The organism is Nocardia sp. 2TAF39, from assembly GCF_052114905.1.
Lineage (GTDB): Bacteria > Actinomycetota > Actinomycetes > Mycobacteriales > Mycobacteriaceae > Nocardia.
On the sequence record NZ_JBFRFQ010000036.1, the window covers coordinates 12,970 to 34,038 of the forward strand.

16 protein-coding genes and 1 pseudogene are annotated in these 21,069 nt (G+C 66.7%); 11 read left to right on the forward strand and 6 right to left on the reverse strand.

Features of this window, described 5'->3' with window-relative positions:
• Positions 1 to 26 precede the first annotated feature (26 nt).
• From AB4Z47_RS21150 to AB4Z47_RS21160, 3 genes are all read left to right on the forward strand, one after another.
• Positions 27 to 2,021 (forward strand): arabinofuranosyltransferase, encoded by a 1,995-nt coding sequence (locus tag AB4Z47_RS21150; protein WP_441953098.1) that lies wholly within the window; start codon positions 27 to 29, stop codon positions 2,019 to 2,021.
• 237 nt (positions 2,022 to 2,258) lie between these two features.
• On the forward strand, positions 2,259 to 4,118 hold the full coding sequence (locus AB4Z47_RS21155) for a glycosyl transferase (RefSeq protein ID WP_441953099.1): 1,860 nt from the start codon (positions 2,259 to 2,261) through the stop codon (positions 4,116 to 4,118).
• Positions 4,119 to 4,155: 37 nt separating this feature from the next.
• Positions 4,156 to 7,503, forward strand: coding sequence for an arabinosyltransferase domain-containing protein (locus tag AB4Z47_RS21160; protein ID WP_441953035.1), 3,348 nt, complete (start codon positions 4,156 to 4,158; stop codon positions 7,501 to 7,503).
• A gap of 72 nt (positions 7,504 to 7,575) precedes the next feature.
• Here the strand turns inward: AB4Z47_RS21160 and AB4Z47_RS21165 are convergent, their stop codons facing one another.
• Together AB4Z47_RS21165 and AB4Z47_RS21170 are read right to left on the reverse strand one after the other, a co-directional pair.
• Complete coding sequence (locus tag AB4Z47_RS21165; protein WP_441953036.1) at positions 7,576 to 8,055, reverse strand: hypothetical protein; 480 nt, start codon at positions 8,053 to 8,055, stop codon at positions 7,576 to 7,578.
• 11 nt (positions 8,056 to 8,066) lie between these two features.
• The gene (locus AB4Z47_RS21170) at positions 8,067 to 9,356 is read right to left on the reverse strand and encodes a hypothetical protein (RefSeq protein WP_441953037.1); all 1,290 of its coding nucleotides are present in this window, start codon (positions 9,354 to 9,356) and stop codon (positions 8,067 to 8,069) included.
• A gap of 333 nt (positions 9,357 to 9,689) precedes the next feature.
• On the opposite strand from AB4Z47_RS21170, the gene AB4Z47_RS21175 reads away from it, so the two are divergent.
• Genes AB4Z47_RS21175 through galE form a run of 5 tightly spaced genes read left to right on the forward strand, consistent with a single transcriptional unit; the run spans position 9,690 to position 13,811 of the window.
• Positions 9,690 to 9,863, forward strand: coding sequence for a hypothetical protein (locus AB4Z47_RS21175; RefSeq protein WP_441953038.1), 174 nt, complete (start codon positions 9,690 to 9,692; stop codon positions 9,861 to 9,863).
• Positions 9,864 to 9,902: 39 nt separating this feature from the next.
• Positions 9,903 to 10,367 (forward strand): DUF4254 domain-containing protein, encoded by a 465-nt coding sequence (locus AB4Z47_RS21180; RefSeq protein WP_441953039.1) that lies wholly within the window; start codon positions 9,903 to 9,905, stop codon positions 10,365 to 10,367.
• Between the two features lie 24 nt (positions 10,368 to 10,391).
• The gene (locus AB4Z47_RS21185; RefSeq protein WP_441953040.1) at positions 10,392 to 11,789 is read left to right on the forward strand and encodes a phosphomethylpyrimidine synthase ThiC; all 1,398 of its coding nucleotides are present in this window, start codon (positions 10,392 to 10,394) and stop codon (positions 11,787 to 11,789) included.
• A 1-nt stretch (position 11,790) separates the two neighbouring features.
• Entirely contained in the window at positions 11,791 to 12,819 is a 1,029-nt protein-coding gene (locus tag AB4Z47_RS21190; RefSeq protein ID WP_441953041.1) for a hypothetical protein, read from the forward strand.
• Positions 12,816 to 13,811 (forward strand): UDP-glucose 4-epimerase GalE, encoded by a 996-nt coding sequence (galE, locus tag AB4Z47_RS21195; RefSeq protein ID WP_441953042.1) that lies wholly within the window; start codon positions 12,816 to 12,818, stop codon positions 13,809 to 13,811. The genes AB4Z47_RS21190 and galE overlap by 4 nt, the downstream gene beginning before the upstream one ends.
• Positions 13,812 to 13,911: 100 nt before the next feature.
• Here galE and AB4Z47_RS21200 read toward each other — a convergent pair whose 3' ends face one another.
• Positions 13,912 to 15,297, reverse strand: coding sequence for a glycosyltransferase 87 family protein (locus AB4Z47_RS21200; protein ID WP_441953043.1), 1,386 nt, complete (start codon positions 15,295 to 15,297; stop codon positions 13,912 to 13,914).
• A 254-nt stretch (positions 15,298 to 15,551) separates the two neighbouring features.
• Here AB4Z47_RS21200 and AB4Z47_RS21205 point away from each other — a divergent pair.
• Positions 15,552 to 15,813, forward strand: a pseudogene (locus tag AB4Z47_RS21205) (winged helix-turn-helix transcriptional regulator).
• A gap of 90 nt (positions 15,814 to 15,903) precedes the next feature.
• Complete coding sequence (locus tag AB4Z47_RS21210; protein WP_327111462.1) at positions 15,904 to 16,062, forward strand: hypothetical protein; 159 nt, start codon at positions 15,904 to 15,906, stop codon at positions 16,060 to 16,062.
• Between the two features lie 158 nt (positions 16,063 to 16,220).
• On the opposite strand, the gene AB4Z47_RS21215 is transcribed toward AB4Z47_RS21210, so the two are convergent.
• The 3 genes from AB4Z47_RS21215 to AB4Z47_RS21225 form a co-directional block, all read right to left on the reverse strand.
• Positions 16,221 to 16,637, reverse strand: a complete 417-nt coding sequence (locus AB4Z47_RS21215) for a type II toxin-antitoxin system VapC family toxin (RefSeq protein WP_441953044.1) — start codon at positions 16,635 to 16,637, stop codon at positions 16,221 to 16,223.
• Positions 16,634 to 16,852 (reverse strand): type II toxin-antitoxin system CcdA family antitoxin, encoded by a 219-nt coding sequence (locus tag AB4Z47_RS21220; protein ID WP_441953045.1) that lies wholly within the window; start codon positions 16,850 to 16,852, stop codon positions 16,634 to 16,636. The genes AB4Z47_RS21215 and AB4Z47_RS21220 overlap by 4 nt, the downstream gene beginning before the upstream one ends.
• Positions 16,853 to 16,967: 115 nt before the next feature.
• Positions 16,968 to 20,333, reverse strand: coding sequence for an arabinosyltransferase domain-containing protein (locus tag AB4Z47_RS21225; RefSeq protein WP_441953046.1), 3,366 nt, complete (start codon positions 20,331 to 20,333; stop codon positions 16,968 to 16,970).
• Positions 20,334 to 20,530: 197 nt separating this feature from the next.
• Here AB4Z47_RS21225 and AB4Z47_RS21230 point away from each other — a divergent pair, with 197 nt between their 5' ends.
• The gene (locus AB4Z47_RS21230) at positions 20,531 to 21,028 is read left to right on the forward strand and encodes a peptidylprolyl isomerase (RefSeq protein WP_441953047.1); all 498 of its coding nucleotides are present in this window, start codon (positions 20,531 to 20,533) and stop codon (positions 21,026 to 21,028) included.
• The last annotated feature ends 41 nt before the right edge of the window (positions 21,029 to 21,069 follow it).

A 21,069-nucleotide genomic window follows, 5' to 3' on the forward strand; every position in this document is an offset into this window, starting at 1 on the left:
ATGGTCCCGCCCCGGTGCCGGGACGGCTGGCGCCGCTGGTGCGGCAGATCGCTTCCGGTGTCGGCGAGGCGGCGCTCGCGACGCTGGTCGCCGCCACGGTGGCCGCCGTCGGTCTGGTCGCGTTCTCGATGGTGCAGTGGCCCGCCTTCAACTCCTCGAACGTGACGCGGGCGCTCACCACGGTCGGGCAGGTCGCTGCGGCCGCGCTGCTGGCTGCGGCGATCGCGCTGCTGCGGCTGCGCAAGTGGCCGTGGATCGCGAAACTGCTGTCCTGGGTGGGGATTTCGACGTTCGTCACGGTCACCCTCGGCATGCCGCTTGCCGCGACCAAGCTGTATCTGTTCGGCGTGTCGGTGGACCAGGAGTTCCGCACCGAGTTCCTCACCCGGCTCACCGACTCCGCCGCGCTGCGCGACATGACCTACGCGGATCTGCCGCCGTACTACCCGTCGGGCTGGTTCTGGATCGGCGGGCGCGTGGCGAACCTGCTCGGGATGGACGGCTGGGAGGTGTTCAAGCCGTACGCGATCGGCTTCCTCGCGGTGGCCGCGGTCGTCGCACTCGTGCTGTGGTCCAAGCTGATTCGCGCGGACTGGGCCGTCGGCGTCGCCGCAGCGATCACGGCGGTCGCAGTGGCCTACTCCGCCCCGGAGGCCTACAGCGCCGTCATCGTGATCCTGTTCCCGCCCGCGCTGGTCCTCGCCTGGGGCGCACTGTATCGGCCGCTGGAGAACGTCGGGACCCGCACGGCAGCGTCGGACAGCGATCCAGCGGCGCGGGTGAGCGGCACCGCCGGTGGCTGGGCCGCGGTCATCGGCACCGGCCTTTTCCTCGGTCTGGCGGCCACGTTCTACACCCTCTACTTCGGTGTCGCGGCATTCGCGATCGGGCTGATGGGGCTGGTGGCGGCCGCCTTCGCGGTACGCGAGCAACACGCGGCCGATCATCCGAAGCGCGACCGCGGTGGCCCGGGCACGAAAGGCTCGGCGTGGCGCGCCGCAGTGCCACCGCTGGTGCGGCTGGTGGTGGTCGGGGTGGTCGCCGGGCTGGTCGCGTTGATCGTGTGGACGCCGTACCTGCTGAAGGCGCTGCGCGGTGCGACCGCCAGCTCCGGCACCGCACTCCACTACCTGCCCGAGTCGGGTTCGGCACTTCCGCTGCCGATGTTCGAGTTCTCCCTGCTCGGCGCGCTGTGCATGATCGGCACCATGTGGCTGGTACTGCGCGCCGCCTCGTCGCGGCGGGCACAGGCGTTGGCGATCGGGGTGCTGGCGATCTACCTGTGGACGCTGCTGTCCATGGCGGCGACCGCGGCGGGCACCACACTGCTGTCGTTCCGGCTGGAGCCGATTCTGCTCGTGCTGCTCGCCGCAGCCGGCGCATTCGGGTTCGTGGAGGGCGCGCGGGCGATCTATCAGGCGTTGAATGAACCCGGTCGGTTTCGGCTCACGGTGGTAGTCGTCGCCATGGTCGGGGCGCTTGCGTTCACTCAGAACATTCCGCACATCCTTGCGGCAGAGATCACCACCGCATACACCGACACCGACGGCGACGGGAAGCGTGCCGACCAACGCGCGGCATCGGCAGTGTCGTTCTATCGCGAGGTGGACGCGGCGCTGACGGCACAGACCGGGCGTCCGCGCTCGGACACGGTGGTGCTCACCGCCGACACCAGTTTCCTCTCCTTCTATCCCTACTTCGGCTTCCAAGCGCTCACCTCGCACTACGCCAACCCGCTCGCGGACTTCGCGGGCCGGGCGGCGACCATCGAGGGCTGGAGCAAGCTGAAGACGCCGGACGCGCTGCTGGACGCACTGGCGGCGAGCCCGTGGCGCGCGCCGGACGCGTTCCTGTTCCGGTCCACCGGCGACACCTACACGCTGCGATTGGCCAAGGATGTGTACCCGAACGACCCGAACGTGGCGCGCTACACGGTGAGCTTCCCGAAGAAGCTGTTCGCCGACCCGCGTTTCACGACCACCGATATCGGCCCGTTCACGCTCGTCACCGTCCACCGGTAAGCGTGTTCCGGCAGGAAGGCGCTAATCCCCTGCTACACGAGGAGGTCGAAATCCGGAGACAGTGGACGACTTCTCCGGTTGTCAGTCCACGCACGGCGTGGTCGGGTACGTTGGGCGGCTGATCCAGCGCTATAGAGGAGCGATTTGCAGGTGGAACGGGCACAGGACGTCGAAACTGCCGGGCAGGCGGCGTCGGCGGCGGTAGGGGTCGCGACCGAGAAAACGACACCGACCGGCGTGCTCAGCAGACCGCCGCACGCGCCGCCCACGCGCCGGCGCCCGCGAATCCGGTTCCACCGCACCGATCTTCTCGTCGCGACCGGCTACCTGGCGCTGGCGGCCACAGTGCTGTCGGGTCAGTGGCGTGACACGGACAGCGGGTACCTGATCAAGAGCGGTCAGGACCAGACGATGTGGGAGTGGTTCTTCGCGGTCACGGCGCACTCGGTGGCGACCCTGCGGAACCCGCTCGGCACCGACCTGCAGAACTTCCCGGCCGGGGTGAACATGATGGCCAACACGGCCAGTTTCGGCGTCGGCGTTCCGCTGACCCCGATCACCCTGCTCTTCGGGCCCACCGTCACATTCGTGCTCGTGCTCACCCTCGGGCTGGCCGGGACCGCGTTCGCCTGGTATCTGCTGTTCTCCCGGGAGCTCGTCGACTCACGGGTGGCGGCCGGAATCGGTGGATTGTTCTGTGGTTTCGCCCCCGCAATGATCTCGCATGCCAGTGCGCACCCGAATTTCGTTGTGCTGGCGCTGCTTCCGATCATCGCCGGTCAGCTGATCCGGATGGCGCGGCGGGCAGGCGTGAGTGAGCGAACCAGCAATACAGCGCACATCGCGCATGACGGAGCCGAGCGCCAGCGAAGCGGAGTTATGAGCGGACCTGATCGGCCGCGCAGGCGGGTCCGCGATGCCGTTGCGCTCGGCCTGCTGGTCGCGCTGCAGATCGCGCTCGGCGAAGAGCCGCTGCTGATCTTCGCTCTGGCTTTCGGACTGTTCGCCCTCGTCTACTACTCGCACGCGCCGCGCATCGCCGGGCGAGTGTTGCGCCGGATCACCCCTACCGTGGCGCTCGCCGCGGGCATCACGATGATGCTCACCGAGATTCCACTATGGTGGCAATTCTTCGGACCGCAGAGCTATCGGTCGATCGACCACGGCCCGATGGGCAACGACGTCGATGCGCTGGTGCAGTTCCCGTCCGAATCGCTGGGCGGCGTGTTCTCCCCCGGCCAGAACGTGGCGATCAATCCGACCGAACAGAACGCGTACTTCGGGTGGCCCCTGCTGCTCCTGGTCGTCATCGCGGTGGCGCTGCTGTGGCGCGACCGGGTGGTGCGGGCCGCGGGTGCGGTAATCGCCGTGTTCGGCGTGCTCTCGCTGGGCGCGGTCGCCACGATCGGCAAGAAATCCACCGGCATCGAACTGCCGTGGCGCTGGGCGGAACACGTGCCGCTGCTGAACACGGTGCTGGAGACCAGGCTGACGATGGCCGCGATCCCGGCCATCGCGGCGGTGCTCGCACTGGCCACCGAGCGGGCGGTGACGACATGGAAACAGTCCGCAGTCGACTGGAAGCCACTGGCCTGGTTCGGCGTCCTCACGTGCGCGCTGCTGCCGCTGACCCCCACCATCCTCCCGGTGACCAACCGGGCGCCGACGCCGGAGTTCTTCGCGGACGGGACGGTACGGCAGTACGTCACGGACGGTTCGGTGGTCATGGTGCCGCCACCGCGACCGCCCGACGCGCGGGCGCTGCGCTGGCAGGCCGACGCCGACTTCGATTTCCCGCTCGCCGGAGGTTACTTCGTGGGGCCGACCGGCGCGACGAAGAAAGGAATCTACGGCCCGGACATCCGCCCGACGACCGCACTGCTGGTGGGGGCCCAGGACACCGGTGTGGTGCCGCCGATCGACGCCGACACCCGCTCGCTGGCACTGGACGACCTGCGGTTCTGGCAGGCCGACGTGTTGGTGCTGCCAACGACCACGAACGGCGATGTGCTGCGCGAAACCGTCACGCAGCTGCTCGGATTCGCGCCGACCCGCGTCGAGGATGTCTGGCTGTGGGACGTACACCCGCTGCGGTAGTCGGGGTCACAGGACGCGGTATATAGCATCAACCACCGTGCGACCGGACCGATCTCCTCGAGCGTTCACCCGTAACCGCCTGATCGCCCTCGTCTCCGGGCTTCTCGGATTCGTGCTGGCGCTGCTGACACCGCTGTTGCCGGTGCAGCAGGACCAGGCAACATTGGACTGGCCCCAGCCGGGCACGGCGAGCGTCGCAGCGCCGCTGGTGTCCTACGAGCCACTGCGGTTGAGCGCGACACTGCCCTGCGCATCGGTCCGGGAGGCCGGGGCATCGGGCACGCTGCTCTCCACGGTTCCGGTGGCGTCCGGCCAGGCAGCGACCAAGGGCCTGGTGGTCTCGGTCGCCGACGGCGTCCTGTCGGTGGTGCTCCGAGACGTCCCGCTGCTGTCGGCGCCGCTGGCCGAGGTCGGCTCGTGCGCGACACTCACCGTCGAGTCGAGCGCAGCCGCGACGACCGCGGAATTCACCGGGGTGTCCCGAAAGGACGGCACGCCGTTCCGGTCCACGGTCGGGCGCGACATCCGGCCCCAGGTCGTCGGCGTATTCACCGACCTGGATGCCGGTCGGCTCGGCGGCGCACAACTGCACGCGGACATCGACTCGCGCTTCTCATCGACGCCGACGGCGCTGAAACTGTCCGCGATGATCGCGGCCGCGGTGTTCACGCTGATCGCACTGGTCGCACTGCACCTGCTCGACACCAGCGACGGTCGCAGGCCGCGGCGGTTCCTGCCGGCGCACTGGTGGCGGGTCACGATCGCGGACGCCGTCGTGCTCGGCACGCTGGCGCTGTGGCACTTCATCGGGGCCAACACCTCCGACGACGGCTACATCCTGAACATGGCGCGCGCCTCCGGGCACGCGGGTTACATGGCGAACTACTACCGCTGGTTCGCGGTGCCCGAAGCGCCGTTCGGCTGGTCCTACGAGGTGCTGGCCTGGCTGACCAGGGCCTCCGACGCCAGCCCGTGGATGCGGCTTCCGACGCTGGCCGCCGGCATCGTCTGCTGGCTGGTGATCAGCAGGGAAGTGCTGCCGCGGCTCGGCGCCCGCGTCCGCCGGAACAAGGTGGCGCTGTGGACAGCCGGGCTGGTGTTCCTGGCGTTCTGGCTGCCCTACGACAACGGCCTGCGCCCGGAGCCGCTGATCGCGGCTGGCGCACTGCTCACGTGGTGCTCGATCGAACGCGCCATCGCCACCGGACGACTGCTGCCCGCCGCCGTCGCCGTGCTGATCGCCGCCTTCTCGCTCGCGGCGGGACCCACCGGCCTCATCTGCATCGCGGCGCTGATCGCGGGCTCGCGGCCGGTGCTGCTGATCATCATCAAGCGGGCGCGCGGCGCCGTTCCGGCGCGGACCGGCCCGGATGCCGACGCGGCTGCCGCCGGTTCCGCCGACGCCGAGGCCGCGGTGAACGCGGCAGCGGGCGCGCGGCAACCGTCCTTCGCGACCACCGTCTTCCGGTTCGCGGCGTTGCTCGCGCCGGGACTGGCCGCGGGAACGCTGGTTCTCGTAGTGATCTTCGCCGACCAGACGTTGTCGACGGTGCTGGAGGCGACCAGGGTGCGCACGATCGTGGGCCCGAACGTGGCGTGGTTCGACGAGCGCACCCGCTGGGACTCGCTACTGATGCTCTCGCCGGACGGCTCGCTGGCGCGGCGGTTCGGTGTGCTGGTCATGCTGCTGTGCCTGCTGGTCTGCGTGCTGCAGGTGCTGCGCAAGGGACGTATTCCGGGAACCTCGCGCGGACCGTCCGTGCGCATTCTCGGCATCGTGTTCGCGTCGCTGTTCCTGATGATGTTCACGCCCACCAAATGGACCCACCACTTCGGCGTCTATGCCGGGCTTGCCGGGTCGCTCGCCGCGCTCGCGGCGGTCGCGGTGGGCAGCACCGGCATCCGCTCACCGCGCAACCGCTCGCTGTTCGCGGCCGCGGTGCTCTTCCTGCTCGCGGTGACCTTCACCGGCTCGAACGGCTGGTGGTACGTGTCCAGCTACGGCGTGCCGTGGTGGGACAAGGCTCCGCTCATCGCGGGCAAGGGGCTGTCCACGCTGTTCCTCGGGCTCAGCGGCGTTGCGTTGCTGGTGGCCGTCTGGCAGCACTACCGCGAGCCGTACCGGCGCGAGAGCGTCTCGGCGCCACGGCGTTTCGATCGGTGGGCTTCGGCGCCGCTGACCATCGCCGCCGCCCTGCTCGTGCTGTTCGAAGTCGCCTCGTTGACCAAGGCCGCGGCCACACAGTATCCCGCATACTCGATCAGCAAGTCGAATCTGCAATCGCTGCACGGTGATTCGTGCGCGATGGCGAACGAGGTGCTGGTGGAGACCGACACCGCGGAGTCGCTGCTGCAGCCTTATACCGGCTCCGCAGCGGACGGATTGGCCGCCGAGAACAAAGGGTTCACGCCGAATGGGGTCGCGAGCGACCTCACCGCCGACGCCGAGGAGACGGTCAGCGGCGGCGCGAACTCGGTGGACAAGGATTCGGAGAACAAGACCACCAAGACCACCGGCGCGGGGACCGGTGGCGGCACCACCACACAGGCGGGCATAAACGGCAGCACCGTGGCGCTGCCGTTCGGGCTCGACCCGGCCAAGACCCCGGTGCTCGGCAGCTATCAGGAGGGCGAGCAGCAGCAGGCCGGGTTGACCACGCAGTGGTACCGGCTCGACCTGACCGACAGCATGCGAAACGACCCCGCCTACCAGGTGCTGTCGATCACCGCGGCAGGCCGCATCCGGTCGGTCGACGCCGACGGCGTTCTCACCTACGGCCAGGAACTGCATCTCGAATACGGCGTACGTGGCTCGGACGGCAATGTCCGCACACTCGGATCGATCGACCCGCTGGACATCGGTCCCGCACCCTCCTGGCGCAACCTGCGGGTGCCACTGGACCGGCTGCCCGCCGAGGTGAACGCGGTGCGGCTGGTCGCGGTCGACAACGACATCACCCAGAAGCAGTGGCTGGCCGTCACACCGCCCAGGCTGCCCAAGCTGACCACGCTGAATTCCATGGTCGGCTCGCAGGAGCCGGTGCTGCTGGACTGGCACGTCGGCCTGGCTTTCCCCTGCCAGCGGCCGTTCGACCACAGAGATGGCGTCGCCGAGATCCCCAGCTGGCGCATTCTGCCCGACCGGGTCGGCTCCGACGCCTCGAACGCCTGGCAGGACGACATCGGCGGCGGACCGCTCGGCTGGACCGGCCTGCTGCTGAAGTCGCAGACCGTACCCAGCTACCTCGACCACGACTGGGCGCGGGACTGGGGCTCGCTGGAAAAGTTCACGCCCTACGATCCGAACGCCAGACCCGCCACCGTCAACGTCACCGTCGAGACCCGCAACGGGCTGGCCACCGACGATCCGATCCGGGTCCGCTGACGACCGAGGCGGGGCGCACACGAGGTGCGCCCCGCCTCGTCGGCCGTCGACAATGCACTCGACGCCCGCCCGTCAGCCGCGCGCAGCGCCCTCGGGCCAAACAACGTCAACGGGTACACCCCGCGTACGCGCGAGCTCGACAACCATACCGGTGCCGCCCTTTTCGCCCGCGGCGCCGTCCCACACCGCGACCAGGCGATCACATGAGGACAGCATGGCTTCGTTCGCCGCCTCATACGCTTCCCGACCCGCGTCGCCGAAGTCCATCACCCGCACGACAGCAGCTCGCGCCCGCAGCTTGTCGAAGAGTTCGGCGTGGTCGGGCTTCACCTTGCGCTCACGATAGTTTCGCGACGGCAGGACAACCTCGAGTCGTCCGCCGACATCGAGCACAGCCTGCGCGAACACCGAGTCGGCGCCGCGGGCAATGCAACTCACGCCCACCAGGTCGGACCCGCCGTAGGTCGAGAGGATGCCGGTAACCGCCTCGTACACCAGTGGCACTGTGGCCTCGGTGATGTTCATGTGCCCGGTAACCCCGATGCGCACCATGCAGGTAGCTCCTATGCGGTTGCGACGACGCGGGGCCGCATGCGCTCGCGCAGCTCGGCCACCGCACCGACGTTCACAAATTGTCCGGTGCGGTTGTACACCCTCGCCAGCTTCTTGGCTACGCGATCGGAAGCGGTCTGTTCGACAACCTCCAGACCAGCGTGCCCGACCCGGCATGCTTCCTCTAGCTCACCCTCGATTAGGCGTGCCTCCACCATGCCGAGCTGATCCAGAGCCGCGGAGCGTCGCCGATCTGGGCGCCGCAACTGGATCGCGCGGTCGATATATACAGAGGCCTCGCCCGCGAACGACGGATCGTGGCGCGCGATGTCGAGCAACCGGCCGCCAATCGTCCCCGACAACTCCGCCGCGTCGAAGTATTGGATCCAGTACGGGTCGGCCCCGGGGTCGGAGTTTTCGAACACTTCGTGCGCTTTGTCGCAGGTCCGCCGAAACGCTGTTGGTCGCCCGAGCTGCCCGTAGGCCCACGCTTCGCGCGTGTACAACATGGCCTGGACGGTCGAGGTGACGTGGCCAACGGAATAATCCTGGGCGAGCCGGACAAGTTCGAGCGCGTCCGCCGATCGGCCGAGTGACAGCAGCTGGCGCGCCATCCCGGCCAGCGCGATCGCGCAGAACGCTGGATCGTCGGCTTCGCGCGCGGCCCGCACAGCGAGCGCGTAATAGCGCTGGGCGAGGGTCTGTTGCCCGGAATCCCACGACATCATCGCTGCGGTCTCGGCCAGCTGCGCCATCGTCGCGGCCAAGCGCCGCCGGATCTCCGGCGGGTGTGACTCGCTCAGCAGCTCGTTCACCTCCGCGAGTTGGCCGATCACTGCCTTCCGGCGCAGACCACCGCCGTATTGGTCGTCCCAGGCCCGGAACACCTTGGCAGCGTTGGCCAGCTGCTCGACCTCCTGCAACCCCACACCTGGCCGGCCACGGCCAGGTGTGGTAAGCGTGTTCCCGTTTCGCAGCCAGCGTTCTAGCGGTTCGAGCAGCGGCGCACCGACCACCACGCTGACTAGTGCTCGGCCGATCTGGCGGCGGTCCAACATCAGATCCTCTCTGGTCAGGTCGTATGCGACGACGGTTGCGTCAGCCGTCCACATTCCCGGAACCCAGTGGATGCCCACAGTATCCGCAATGTCCGCCGGTAGACCATCGCTGGGTTTGCCAGAGACCGCGGCGGCGAACCGGGCGCCTTGCTCGGGTGTCGCACGGGCGAGCATCGTGTCCATCACCCCGGCGCACTTCTCGCTGAGCGTGATGGCGTCGCCGAAGCGTCGCCACTTCTTCACTGCGGCCGGTGAAATACCTGCGCGTACTGCGAACCGAGACTGAGTGAGCCCTAGCGCATCCCGTAGCGCAGTGGCTGTGGAACCGGTCCATATGACCTGCATACCCAACTTTTGCCCCCTGCTGGCTCCGTGTACACCGCAAGTAGACCGGAGTAGACCGCGAAATAGACCAGCGTAGACCGCATCGGCCTTCCGACGTGCGCAAACAGGCGGGAAGGTTTGTGTGCACCCGGTGCCAGGCAGGAGCTCGATTCCTCATCTCGGATACGCCCGCAGGTGAACCCGGCACTGGGTGCTCCAAATCTGCCGCCAGGGGGAGACACAGACATGCACATGTCATCGAACATGAGGGACCTGTGGGAAGCGCAGCACAGGGATTGCCACCTGCAGCCCGCGATAATGGATCGCGAGCGGGCATCGTTCGTCCTGAGCTTGCACGCCGGACATGGCGGCGGCTACGCGCAGTATCTCGCAGCGCTCCAGGCCGTCTCGACCGTCGTCGGCTGAACCGACATGGCTGTCTGGAGATTCCAGCGACGCGTGCGTGTGACCGATAAACCGCGCTCCCAAGCGACGCTGCCTGACTGGCACGACCTCGTGGCAGCATTCCGCGGAGAGGTCGGCCATACGCCGGGAGATCCCCTCGTCGCCAGATGGGCGCAGAACCTTGCCCACCTGCATCGCGTTCGACACATCATACCCGCACGAGCCACCGACATCGACCGCCGCCGAGGCGAACTTGTCGCCCTGATCAATACCTGGGTCGCCACGCACATACATCCGACCGGGGACGACGCCGACCGCATCGGCGTGGCTGTCGATGACCTCGCGGCCGCCTACGTCGACGCCGAGTTCGTTCTGGCCACTGCAGAACACGGTTCCGACGAGACCGTGCATGCCGCCTGGCTCGGCACGAGCAACCTCGTTGTCGGCTGGGCGGACCTGGTCTCCGAAGTCGTCTACGGCCAGCCACCGGTCCCGTGGCCGCTCATACCAATCGCATCGAAGTAACCCCAATTGAAAGAAGGTGCCCGAATGCTCAATCTGGCAACAGATTCACAGTTCATCGCCGCATGTGGAGAGGAGGGAATCGACCCTGCTGACGCCGCCCGCATGGTCGAGCAGGGCACTCTGGTGTTCCTGCGTTCCGAAGCCAGCCGACACATGGCTGACTACCACCCGCTGTTCGTCGGTGCTGGAACCCGTCGCAAGATCGCCGGCTTGATCGGGTTAGGTCCGCGCGACAACAACCGGCAGGCCATCGTCGACAGCATGGCGGTGATCCTCGCTGCTGGACCCGACGCGGTCATGGACTTGACCACCAACCCCCAAGGTGTCGCGCTGCGAGCCGATCTGAAGGAGGTCATGGGCGTGCCGCTGGGGGCGTGCCTGACCTACGACCTGTTCGCGAACCCGCGTAAGCAATTGGGCCGCAGTGAATTCCTGGAACGGTTCGAGCTGGGGCTCGCGACCGGCGTGGACTTCGTCCTTATACATCCAGGCATCAACCCGATGCTTGCCGAAATGAGCGAGAAGTCCACCCGGATCATGCCTACAACCTCGCGCGGCGGCGGCCTGCTCGCCCGCTACATGCGGATGCACCAGTGCGACAACCCGTTGATCGAGCACTTCGACGGCATCATCGAAATCTGTCGCCGACGGGAAGTCGTGCTGGACCTCGGCGACATCTTCCGGCCCGGTGCGACCGCGGACGCGGGTGACGAACTGAAGTGGCGAGAGATCCAGCTGTTGGCCGAGCTGCGCAAGCAAGCCCTCGCCGGTGGTATCCAGGTGCTGTGCGAGAGCGGCGGACACATTCCGCTGCACCGGATTCCGGAACTGATCCCCTCCTACAAAGATGCGCTCGGCGGCGCACCGCTGTGGCTGGCTGGGCCTATGGTCGTCGACAATGCGGTGACCCTGGACAGCATCGTCAACACGATCGGTGTCGCCACGGCTGGTCAGCATGGCGGTGACATGTTCGCCTCGATCACCCAGGTCGAGCACTACGCGATGCCTAGCGCCGCAGACACCGCGGAGGCAATCCGAAACGTGCGGGTCGCGATCACCGCGCTGGACCTGGCACGTGGCTGGCCCGCCGAGGTTGCGCAGCAACGCGCGATCAGTGTTGCTCGACGCGCAAACGACTGGGACATCCAGGCCGGACATGCCCTCTACCCAGGTTTGGCCGGTAACGCGTTCATCGAACACGGTCTCGAGAAGGGAGCGCCCTGCACGATCTGCGGCACGCTGTGCCCGCACATCACGGCGAAGAAAGAACGCGAGGAGGAACCGACGCCCGCATCACCGGTGCTGTTGTCGATACCCCAAGTTCTGAGTGGCGACCAGAACCAAGGCCCAGAGCGGGATACCGAGACCGAGCAGAAACCAGAGGCAGCTGTGCTCGCCCCTCCATCAGTGGTGGAGGCATGAGGTGGAGAGCACAGTATTGGCTCAGCGAATCACCCGCCGCCTCAACGACGCACCAGATCTGCAAGGGACGGCGGTCAGTATCGCCGATGATCTTCTATTACTTGGACAGCGTGTGCCGCAGGATGATTGGCTGATCGTCGGTGGCTCGCTCGCCCGCGGCGAACCCAACTTCATCTGGCAGAACGGTGAACGACTGCTGATCAGCGATGTCGATTTCCTCTACGTCCACTATGGCGACCAGCCTTCGATGCAAGTGCCCGAGTTGATGGCGTTGGCCGAGAATTACTTCCCCACAGTCGATCTGATGACTCTGTCGCTCTCCGATTACCGCACCATCGAAACCTCGTTGGGACACGATTTCAAGAACGTGGGCTTGGCCGTCACCGAGCACGGTCTACCCGCGCACAGGCCGGTCGGGTTGGACGCGCGGGACGCCTACGAGATCTTGCTCTATTACACGCAGGCGTATTTCTGGTTTGAAATCCACGACCAATGGTGTGAGGGGAAGGACTCGGCGTATTTCCATCTCACAGTGAACCGGTTGTGCATGAAGGTCCTGCGCGCGACCGCGATGCTCGAGGGTGCGTACGCGCACCATGATTTCGACCAGATGGCTCCACATCTGGCCCAGCAGATGCGCGCCGAACTCGGCTGGAGGATCGAACCGACGCAGCTGCCAATGGACCCAGGGAGGTTCTGGAGCTATCTGCACGACGCGTTCCTGCGATTCGACGGTGAGTTCGGGCAGCCACGCCCGGACGCGGTCAACTACAGCCGCTATGCGACGACCAGCAGCGGCCGGATCGTTGCCCGACACCACCAAGCCGTGCACGCGCTCGCCCGCGCCATGGCGGACGCATGGATCGGTGCACCGGATCCCGAAGCGTTGGCTACGGTGAAGCGTCGCGCTTGGGAGCGGATCACCGGCTGGACCGGCACGACACCGCAACCAAGCCCAGAGGACTACTTCCGTGCGCACAAGCAGCAGATCCACGATCACCTACTCGCCATGAAAGTGCAGGTCAGATGAAACTACTGGTCACTGGGGGTGCAGGCTTCGTCGGCGCCACCGTCACGAGGATGCTGCTCGACGTCGGGTATGAGGTTGTCGTGGTCGACGACCTCTCCCGCAACAATGATCGGCAGATCCCAGACGGCGCGAAGTTCATCGAACTGCGCGTGCACGACATCGCGGAAGTACTGACCCCCGGGGCCGGGTTCGACGCGGTCCTGCACTTCGCCGGGCTCATCGCCGCGGGCGAGTCGATGCATCACCCCGAATGGCACTGGGACAACAACACGCGTGCCTCGCTGGCCCTGCTCGACGCAATGCGCGCCGCCCGGGTCGACAAGCTCGTGTTCTCCTCCACCGCCGCCGTCTACGGCGAACCGACCGAGCTGCCTCTGGTCGAGACCTCACCGACCAACCCGGTCAACACATACGGAGACACCAAGCTCACCATCGACCGCGCAATTACCTCATTCACGCGCGCCAGCTCGACCTTCGGCGCTATCTCGCTGCGCTACTTCAACGTCGCTGGTGCACACGACTGTGGCGACGGCACCATGATCGGCGAACGCCATGACCCCGAAACCCACCTCATCCCCCTGGCGCTGGACGCCGCGATCGGCCGCGCGGACAAGTTCAGCCTGTTCGGGGACGACTACCCGACAGCCGACGGGACATGCGTACGCGACTACATCCACATCACCGACCTCGCCCGCGCGCACCTGCTTGCCCTAGACGTCATCCACCGCGGTGAGCACAGGATCTACAACCTCGGCAACGGCATCGGGTTCTCGAATCGACAAGTGATCGAAGCGATCCGTGAAGTCACGGGCATGACGCTCGATGTCGACACCGCGCCGCGGCGACCAGGCGACCCGGCAACGCTCTACGCGTCGTCGGAGCTGGCGCAGACCGAACTCGGATGGAAACCGGAGAAGCCGGAAATCGTCGACATCGTGCGCGACGCCTGGCGATTCCACCGGCAACTGAACAACTCGATCCGAATCCGCTGACCAGCAAGGTGGGCGCACGAACATGCGATCACCTCGCTGCTGCGGCCCGGTTGTCTATTCGTATTGCGACGTGGGCGAGTTCTCTGCGTCCGACAACTGTCTACCCTGACTGTGCCAGGAGGGCCGGATCCGATGCGGCTACCTCGAGAGTAGGGTCACCGGAGTCAGACGGCATCGTTACATAGTCCGGCACGGCGGGCCGCGCATGAAACAACAACCATCCGATCGCCGCCAGCAGTGCCACCAGACCGAGCAGGGTGTAGGAGTTGCCGGTTAGGAATTGGATGAGGGTCCAATGGGATTCGCGAAAATCGGTCTGCGGGACGAACCAGATCACGCCCTGGGGGATAAGCGGCAGGTCGGTGTCCCACGAGCCCACACGGTCGACCTGCATCGGCCAGGCGAAGGCCCACAACGAAAACGATGTGGGCACACCCGCCCGGATCGCCAGGGGTAGGTGGCGCATGGCGCGCCAGGCCCACATGAGTGCGGGGATCATCCATACCCAGTAGTGGGTCCACGAAATCGGCGAGCACAGCAGCGAAACCGCTGCAACGAGCAGGATGGCGAGCAGGTCGTCACCGCGCTGGTGTGCGACTCGCGCTGCGGCCAGCCCGCCCACTCCCAACAGGCCGGCGGCCAGTAGCCAGAGGGTGTGGTTGTCCCAGGTGGTCCACTGCAGGCGACCGAGTACGCCATTGATCGACTGGTTTTGCACATAGGCGAAGCCGACCCGATTCTGTTGGGCGACAGCCGAAGTCCAGAACTGTGCCGCCTGCGTCGGCAGATACCAGAAGCCGATCGCAACGGTGACGGCGAAGGCACCGATCGCTACGCCTGCTGCCTTGAATTGGCGAGTGATCAGCAGGTAGACGATGAAGACCGCAGGAGTCAGCTTGATTCCGGTGGCGATTCCGATGAGTATCCCGCGATACGAACGGCGCTCGGGCAGCGCGAGGTCCACCAGTACTGCCGCCATCAGGATGACGCTGACCTGCCCGTATTGGAAGGTCTGTTGCACCGGCTCCAGCCACAAACCGACGCTGCCGATCGCGAGCGTGGCCGCAAGCATGCCGAGGCCACGCCGATACCGCAGCAGCGTCGCAGCGCACCACACGCTCGTGAACAACGAGAGCACACTCGCCACCGATATACCGGTCCCGACGTCATCGATAGAGAAGCGCGATAACTCGGCGCAGATCCACGCCGCGAAGACGGGATACAGGAACGGCAGGTTCAACGGGCCGCCCGCGGTATAGAGCAGGTCCGGGCGTACGGCGGCCGTGCGGCCGCCCCACATGTAAACTTGCAGATCGACCTGGTGCCAGTAGTATCCCCAGTTCGGTTGCAGATACAGCAACCACACACCGAACGAGACAACGGCGAGCACCACCGCCACACCCAGCCACGACACGGCATTCGAAGACCTCGGCCGCTCAACGACAGGTGCAGCCAACCGATCTGTCGCGGGCGCGACGGCAATCATCAAGCTTTCCTTCATCAGATGGTGCAAGAGCTCATAACGCCATCCCGCAGCTGCGCCCCACTGACCACTTCGAACCGCAACGGTCACAACACATGTCGGACACCACAGGCTGGCGCCGACGCTATCGGATATGCATAACGCATGCAACGCGGCACAGGCGCTAGCCGCTGGGAAGCCCGCCTGGGTCGAGGAAGCCCCCCACAACGGATCCACGTTCGCATCGTGAGCGAGCAGACGCGCCTTGCCGAAGGCACATCGGCCGGCCTCACAGTCCGCGGCGCTACGCCGAACTCAACCGGACCATCGCGGGCGTGAGCCCGAAGATGCTGACGCAGACGCGGCGCGCACTCGAGCGCGACGGTCCGGTGCAGCGGCGAATCAGGTCCGGTTCGCGTCGACTACGAACTCACCCCGCTCGGGCATAGGTTGCAACCGGTCATGAGCGCCGTCGAAGCGTGGGCCGAGGAGCGGAGGGACGACGTCCTCGCGGCGCGGGCGCGTTACGACGGCGCCTAGCACCAAACCGGTTGTACGGTATGCAAAAGTGCTCCCACCTGTGGCGATGGACGCAGGACGAATCACTGAACGCGTCGTATTCTGAGCGCCATGACCACGGCATTCGATGATATGGATCTGCGCGATCTTGTCGGACTGCTCAACGAGGAGGAACAACGGGAGCTGCGGCCTGCGGTGCTGCGCATGCTCAACCGCCTCCCCTCGCAAGAGGTGCTCCGGCGCGAGCTCGGACTTCGACTGAAGGTCTGAGCGCCCGGTATCGCACCGGCAAAACAACGGCAGGGCCGCCGCGCAGGGTTGTTACCTGCGCGGCGTCTCTGTGTCGGGGTGGGGCTTCCTACCCGGTCGTCAGCTCGCCGAAAGCGACGTCGATGGGTATCGGCACGTCCAGGGTCAGCACACCGAACTCATTCTCGCTGTTCCACCGCAGCGCGGATGTCCTCGGCACGTGAGGACGCTCGGGCCAGCCGTCCGTCCGTGGTGATCAGCGGTATGTCCAGCTGTTCGGCCAGTTCGACATAGAGAGCGTCGGTCAGCCTGATCGCAGCACGCCGAGCCCAGGCACCTTTGGTCAGGTTCAGTAGCGGGTGGCGGGTCAGTGGCGCGCGAACGAGGCGGCTCAGTGCGGTCTCGACGTCGGTGTCGGTCAGCTCGCCCGCTCGGTTCAGTCGTCCCAGCGCGGAGAGGACTTCGGCGTCGAAGTGGGCTGGGACGTGGATGACGGTCGTCGTGATCCTCGCGCTCACGGCGGCCGTGCGGTCGTTTTGCATAAGGACATCGACCATGGCGCTGGCATCTAGAACGATCTGTTCGGAATCGGTCACCGGCCGAACTCGTCGCGCGCGGAATCGAGGGCAGCGAGGATGGCCGCATGTGAGACCTCAGGGCGGTCGTCTGCGAGCTCGGCCAACCAAGCCGAGGTCGCGCTCTTTTCCAGTTCCGCGAGAATCGCGGCCTGTGTCAGCGCGGAAACATTGAGCCCCCGTTCACGGGCGCGCTCAGCCAGTTCATCGGGAACATACACATTGAGCCGAGTCATACAACCAATATACACACTTAGGTGTGTATATTGCGCTGTGGGTGGTGTGGCGGATGGTCGCCGCGCAGATTGCTGCCTGCGCGGCGGCCCTGTGTTCGGGGTGACCCGGAATGGGTCAGAACGCTCGCAGCGCGCCCGGGGACCAAAGGCCGGACCTGGTGACCGTGCCGGTGTCCAGCCTGGCCGGGACCGCGTTACGGTCGTACTGGTCGTAGCGCTCCAGCGAACCCCAGTCGCGCGCCCAGTTGTCCTTCAGGTAGGTCGGCACCGTGGTCGACTTGGCCAGCATCTGCGCGAATCCGAGCGGGCCGCCGAACTCCTCGGCCTGCCAAGTGTTGGTCGAGCTGATGGCCAGCGGGCGGTCCGGCAAGATGCGGTAACCCGGAACCTCGGCGACGCCGTTCCTGTGGTCGAACGGCCGCTGGCACGGGAACTGCAGGCCGACTGCCCAGTCCAGCAGGATCGGCTGGTCGGAACCGAGGAGGCTGTTGAGCGACTGCAGCTCCGGCATGCGCGGCGGAGTGAACGCCAGCCACTGATCACCGATCAGGATCGGGTCGTTGGCGACGATGCGCACCGCGTCGGCGTCGGGCGCGATCTCGTCCAGCGGCACCCGCAGGTTACGCCAGGACGGGAACGGGCCGATGTCGCGCGGCAGGTAGGTGCCGAGCTTCTGCACACTGCCGTCGGGCAGGTGCTTGCCGTAGTCGACAGTGAGCGACTGACCGTACTTCATCGCGCCGGTGTCGTCGAAGGAGAGAATACGACCCGCGGCAGAGATCACCACCAGCGGTTTGTCCGCCGAACGGGCCGGCAGCTGATACCAGCTGGAGGTGACGTTCGCGGGCTGTTGCACGCCGTTCTGGTAGCTGCCGAGGATCGGCGTGGACGCCGGATCGAGGCCGAAGGGCAGGGCGACGGTGCTGCCGTTCACACCGCGCGCGCCCTGACCGCCTCCGGTACCGGCACTCTGCCCCTCGGCGAACGCGGCGCCGACCGACTGGGTGGAGGTGTTGCCAGTGCCCGGCTTCACCTCGACGCTGTCGGCGGACAGATCGTTCGGCACGCCGTTAGGGTCGAAACCGGTCGGATCGACACCCGCGAGCGGATCAGCCGGATCGGTCGGCGGATGCGCCGGATCGATGATCGGCTCCAGCCTTCCGCCGTTCGGGTTCGGTTCCACCAAGACGTCGTTGGCGAGCCCGCAGGTATTGCCGCCGAGCGCGTCGATGTTCGAGCGGGCCAGCGAGTACGCCGGGTACTGCGAGACCGCACCCTTGACCAGCGAGAGCACCTCCAGCGCGACCATCAGCGCGGCCACCACGGTCAGCGGGATCGCGGCGAACTTGCGAATCCGCTTGCCGCGCGGCGACTTCGGTGACGGCTGCGGCTTGGTGTAGTCCTCGCGCAGCGTGTACCAGCCCACCAGCGCGAGCGCCACGCCGAACAGCACCAGCATCACGGTGTTCGACTGATAGCCGTGCAGCGAGATGCGCTTGTCGAACCACGGCACACCGAAGCTGGACACGTACCAGTAGCCGTTGATGCCGGAGAATGCGACCGCGAGCACGAACATCAGTCCGGCGAGGAAGATCGCCCGGTTCTTCCGCGCCCGCAGCGCGCTCGCCGAGACCGCGACCGCGGTGACCGCCGCCAGCGACCCCGCGATGCCCGCGTACGCGCCGAAATGGTGGGTCCACTTGGTCGGGTTGAACATCATGAAGAAAATGGTTCCGAAGACCACGCCCATCAGCCGCCAGGTCGGCCCGCTCGCGATGCCCGGGACCTGCCTGCGCCGCAGCAGCACCAGCATGGTGGTGAACAGGCACAGCAGCATCACCAGGAAGGCGAAACGGCGCGACAGCGAACCGTCGACGGTCTCCACGAACAAGTAGTAGTAGCGCAGGTAGTCCTCGTACCAGGCCAGGTTCGGCCCGGTCACCTGACGCACCCGGTTGGCCTCCTGGATACCGGCGAAGGTCTGGTCGCTGTAGACCACCGTGAGCACGAGGAAACCGGCCGCCGCGATCGGCGCGAGCAGCGGCAGCGTCGAGCCCCACCGCCCCACCCCGTCGGCGGCGAACCGCCGGTGCTTGCGCACCACGATGCGCACCAGCGGACGGATGCCGGCGAGCAACGCCGCCACACACATCAGACCCGTCGGCGCCGCCGCGAGGGTGAATGCCGCGACCAGCACGGCGATGGCGGCAGGCAGGAGGCGGCCGGTCGCGATGGCCCGCTCGATCGACACCCAGGTCAGCAGCGCGCCGAGCGCGACGACAGGCTCGGAGCGCAGACCGTTGTCGAACGGCAGCCAAAACGCCAGGAAGACCAGACCACCGGTCCACAGCGCAACCTTGCTGCTGCGTACACCGCGGCCGAGCCGAGGGACGACCTCGCGGCTGATCACCATCCAGCACAGGATCGCGCAGGCCAGCGCGGGCAACCGCACCCACGGGCTGGCCGTGGAGATCTCGGAGAAGACCTGGATCACGTAGTAGTACCAGCCGAACGGCGCCTCCGGCACGCCATACCAGCGGAAGTAGTTGGCCATGTACCCCGCATGCGGAGCGACGCGCACCATGCTGAGGATGTAGCCGTCGTCGGAGGTGTTCGCGCCCGCGAAATGCCACAGCACCAGGGTGCCGATCACCGCGCTGTCCGTCCAGGTCGGTTTCAGCCAGTTCGCCGGGAGGAACCGGCGGTGCCCGCGCCCGTCACTCCCGTCGAGCCGAGCCAGCGCCGCCAACGCGACCAGCGTGCACAGCACCGCCGCGATCAGCGCGATCAACTTGATCGCGGTCGGGCCGGACGAGAAGCGGGTGTCCACCGTCATGTGGAACGCCAGTCCCTCGGGCGCCGCGCCCTTCAGATCGGAGAAGACCCCGACCACCTGTGGACGCAGATCGCCGCTCAGCTGACCTTCCACCGGCACCGTAACCGTCTCGGTCATCCCGGGCGCCGCGCCCTCGACCGGTCGCTCGACCTGCCTGGTGAGTCCCTCGAACACCGCGTGCGTGCGGTCGCTGTCCGAGCCGATGGTCAACGAGGTGCACGCACCCATCCGCTCCCGGTCGGCCGACACCACCACCGCGTTGCGGTCGATCACGTCCACCGAACTCTCCGAGACCCGGACGAACATGGCCTCCAGCGCGGCCCGGTCGCCCTGCGGCGGTGCGGTGGCCAGCAGCATGCCGCCCCGCTCGGGCAACTGCGCGATCGTGCTACACGGAATCGTCGCGTTCAGCTCGATCGGAACCTGCGACATCAGCGGCGCCTGCACGTTGCCGAGCGTTCCGCTCTGCGGCCAGTTCAGCACCGCGGTGGTCTGCGTGACCGGTAAGAACGGCGTCGCCAGCGCGAACAGCGCGCCGAGCACCCCGGCGACCAAAGCGATTATTCGCGCGGTGCGGAAATCGTTCGGGGTGACCGTCGGGACGGCGGGCGGTTTCGTCAGTACAGCGGTAGCGGCGTCGGGCACGGTTGGCAATGCTATCTGCCCGCGTCTCTGTGCGGGCAGAGCGTGGCCCGGAGAATTTGCGGGGTCTCAGCTTAGTCGGGGCCGACTGCCAGAATGGCGCGCCCGACAGACCCGAAAAAGCCACTTCTGGCACGCCACGGCGCGGCAAGGGACCCCGTACTGCTGACCGATAGCGACACCGATGGAAAGGTGGGGGTATGACCAAGGTGAATCTCTCGACGAATTACGGACCGATCGTCCTCGAACTGGACGACCAGAAGGCGCCGGGCACGGTGCGCAACTTCGTGGAATACGTGAACGCGGGCCACTACAACGGCACGATCTTCCACCGCGTCATTCCCGGCTTCATGATCCAGGGCGGCGGCTTCGAGCCCGGCCTGCGCCAGAAGGGCACCAAGGCACCGATCCAGAACGAGGCGAACAACGGCCTGAAGAACAGCAAATACACCGTCGCGATGGCGCGCACCAACGACCCGCACTCCGCGACCGCGCAGTTCTTCATCAACGTCTCCGACAATGAGTTCCTCAACCACTCCGCCCCCACCCCGTCGGGCTGGGGCTACACCGTCTTCGGCGCGGTGGCCGAGGGCACCGAGGTGGTCGACAAGATCGCTGCCGTGTCCACCTCCTCGGCAGGCATGCACCAGGACGTTCCGGTCGATGACGTCGTGATCGAATCCGCAAGCATCGGTTGATCTTTCGCCGCACAGAACGCGAACCGGGCCGCGCCCCAACG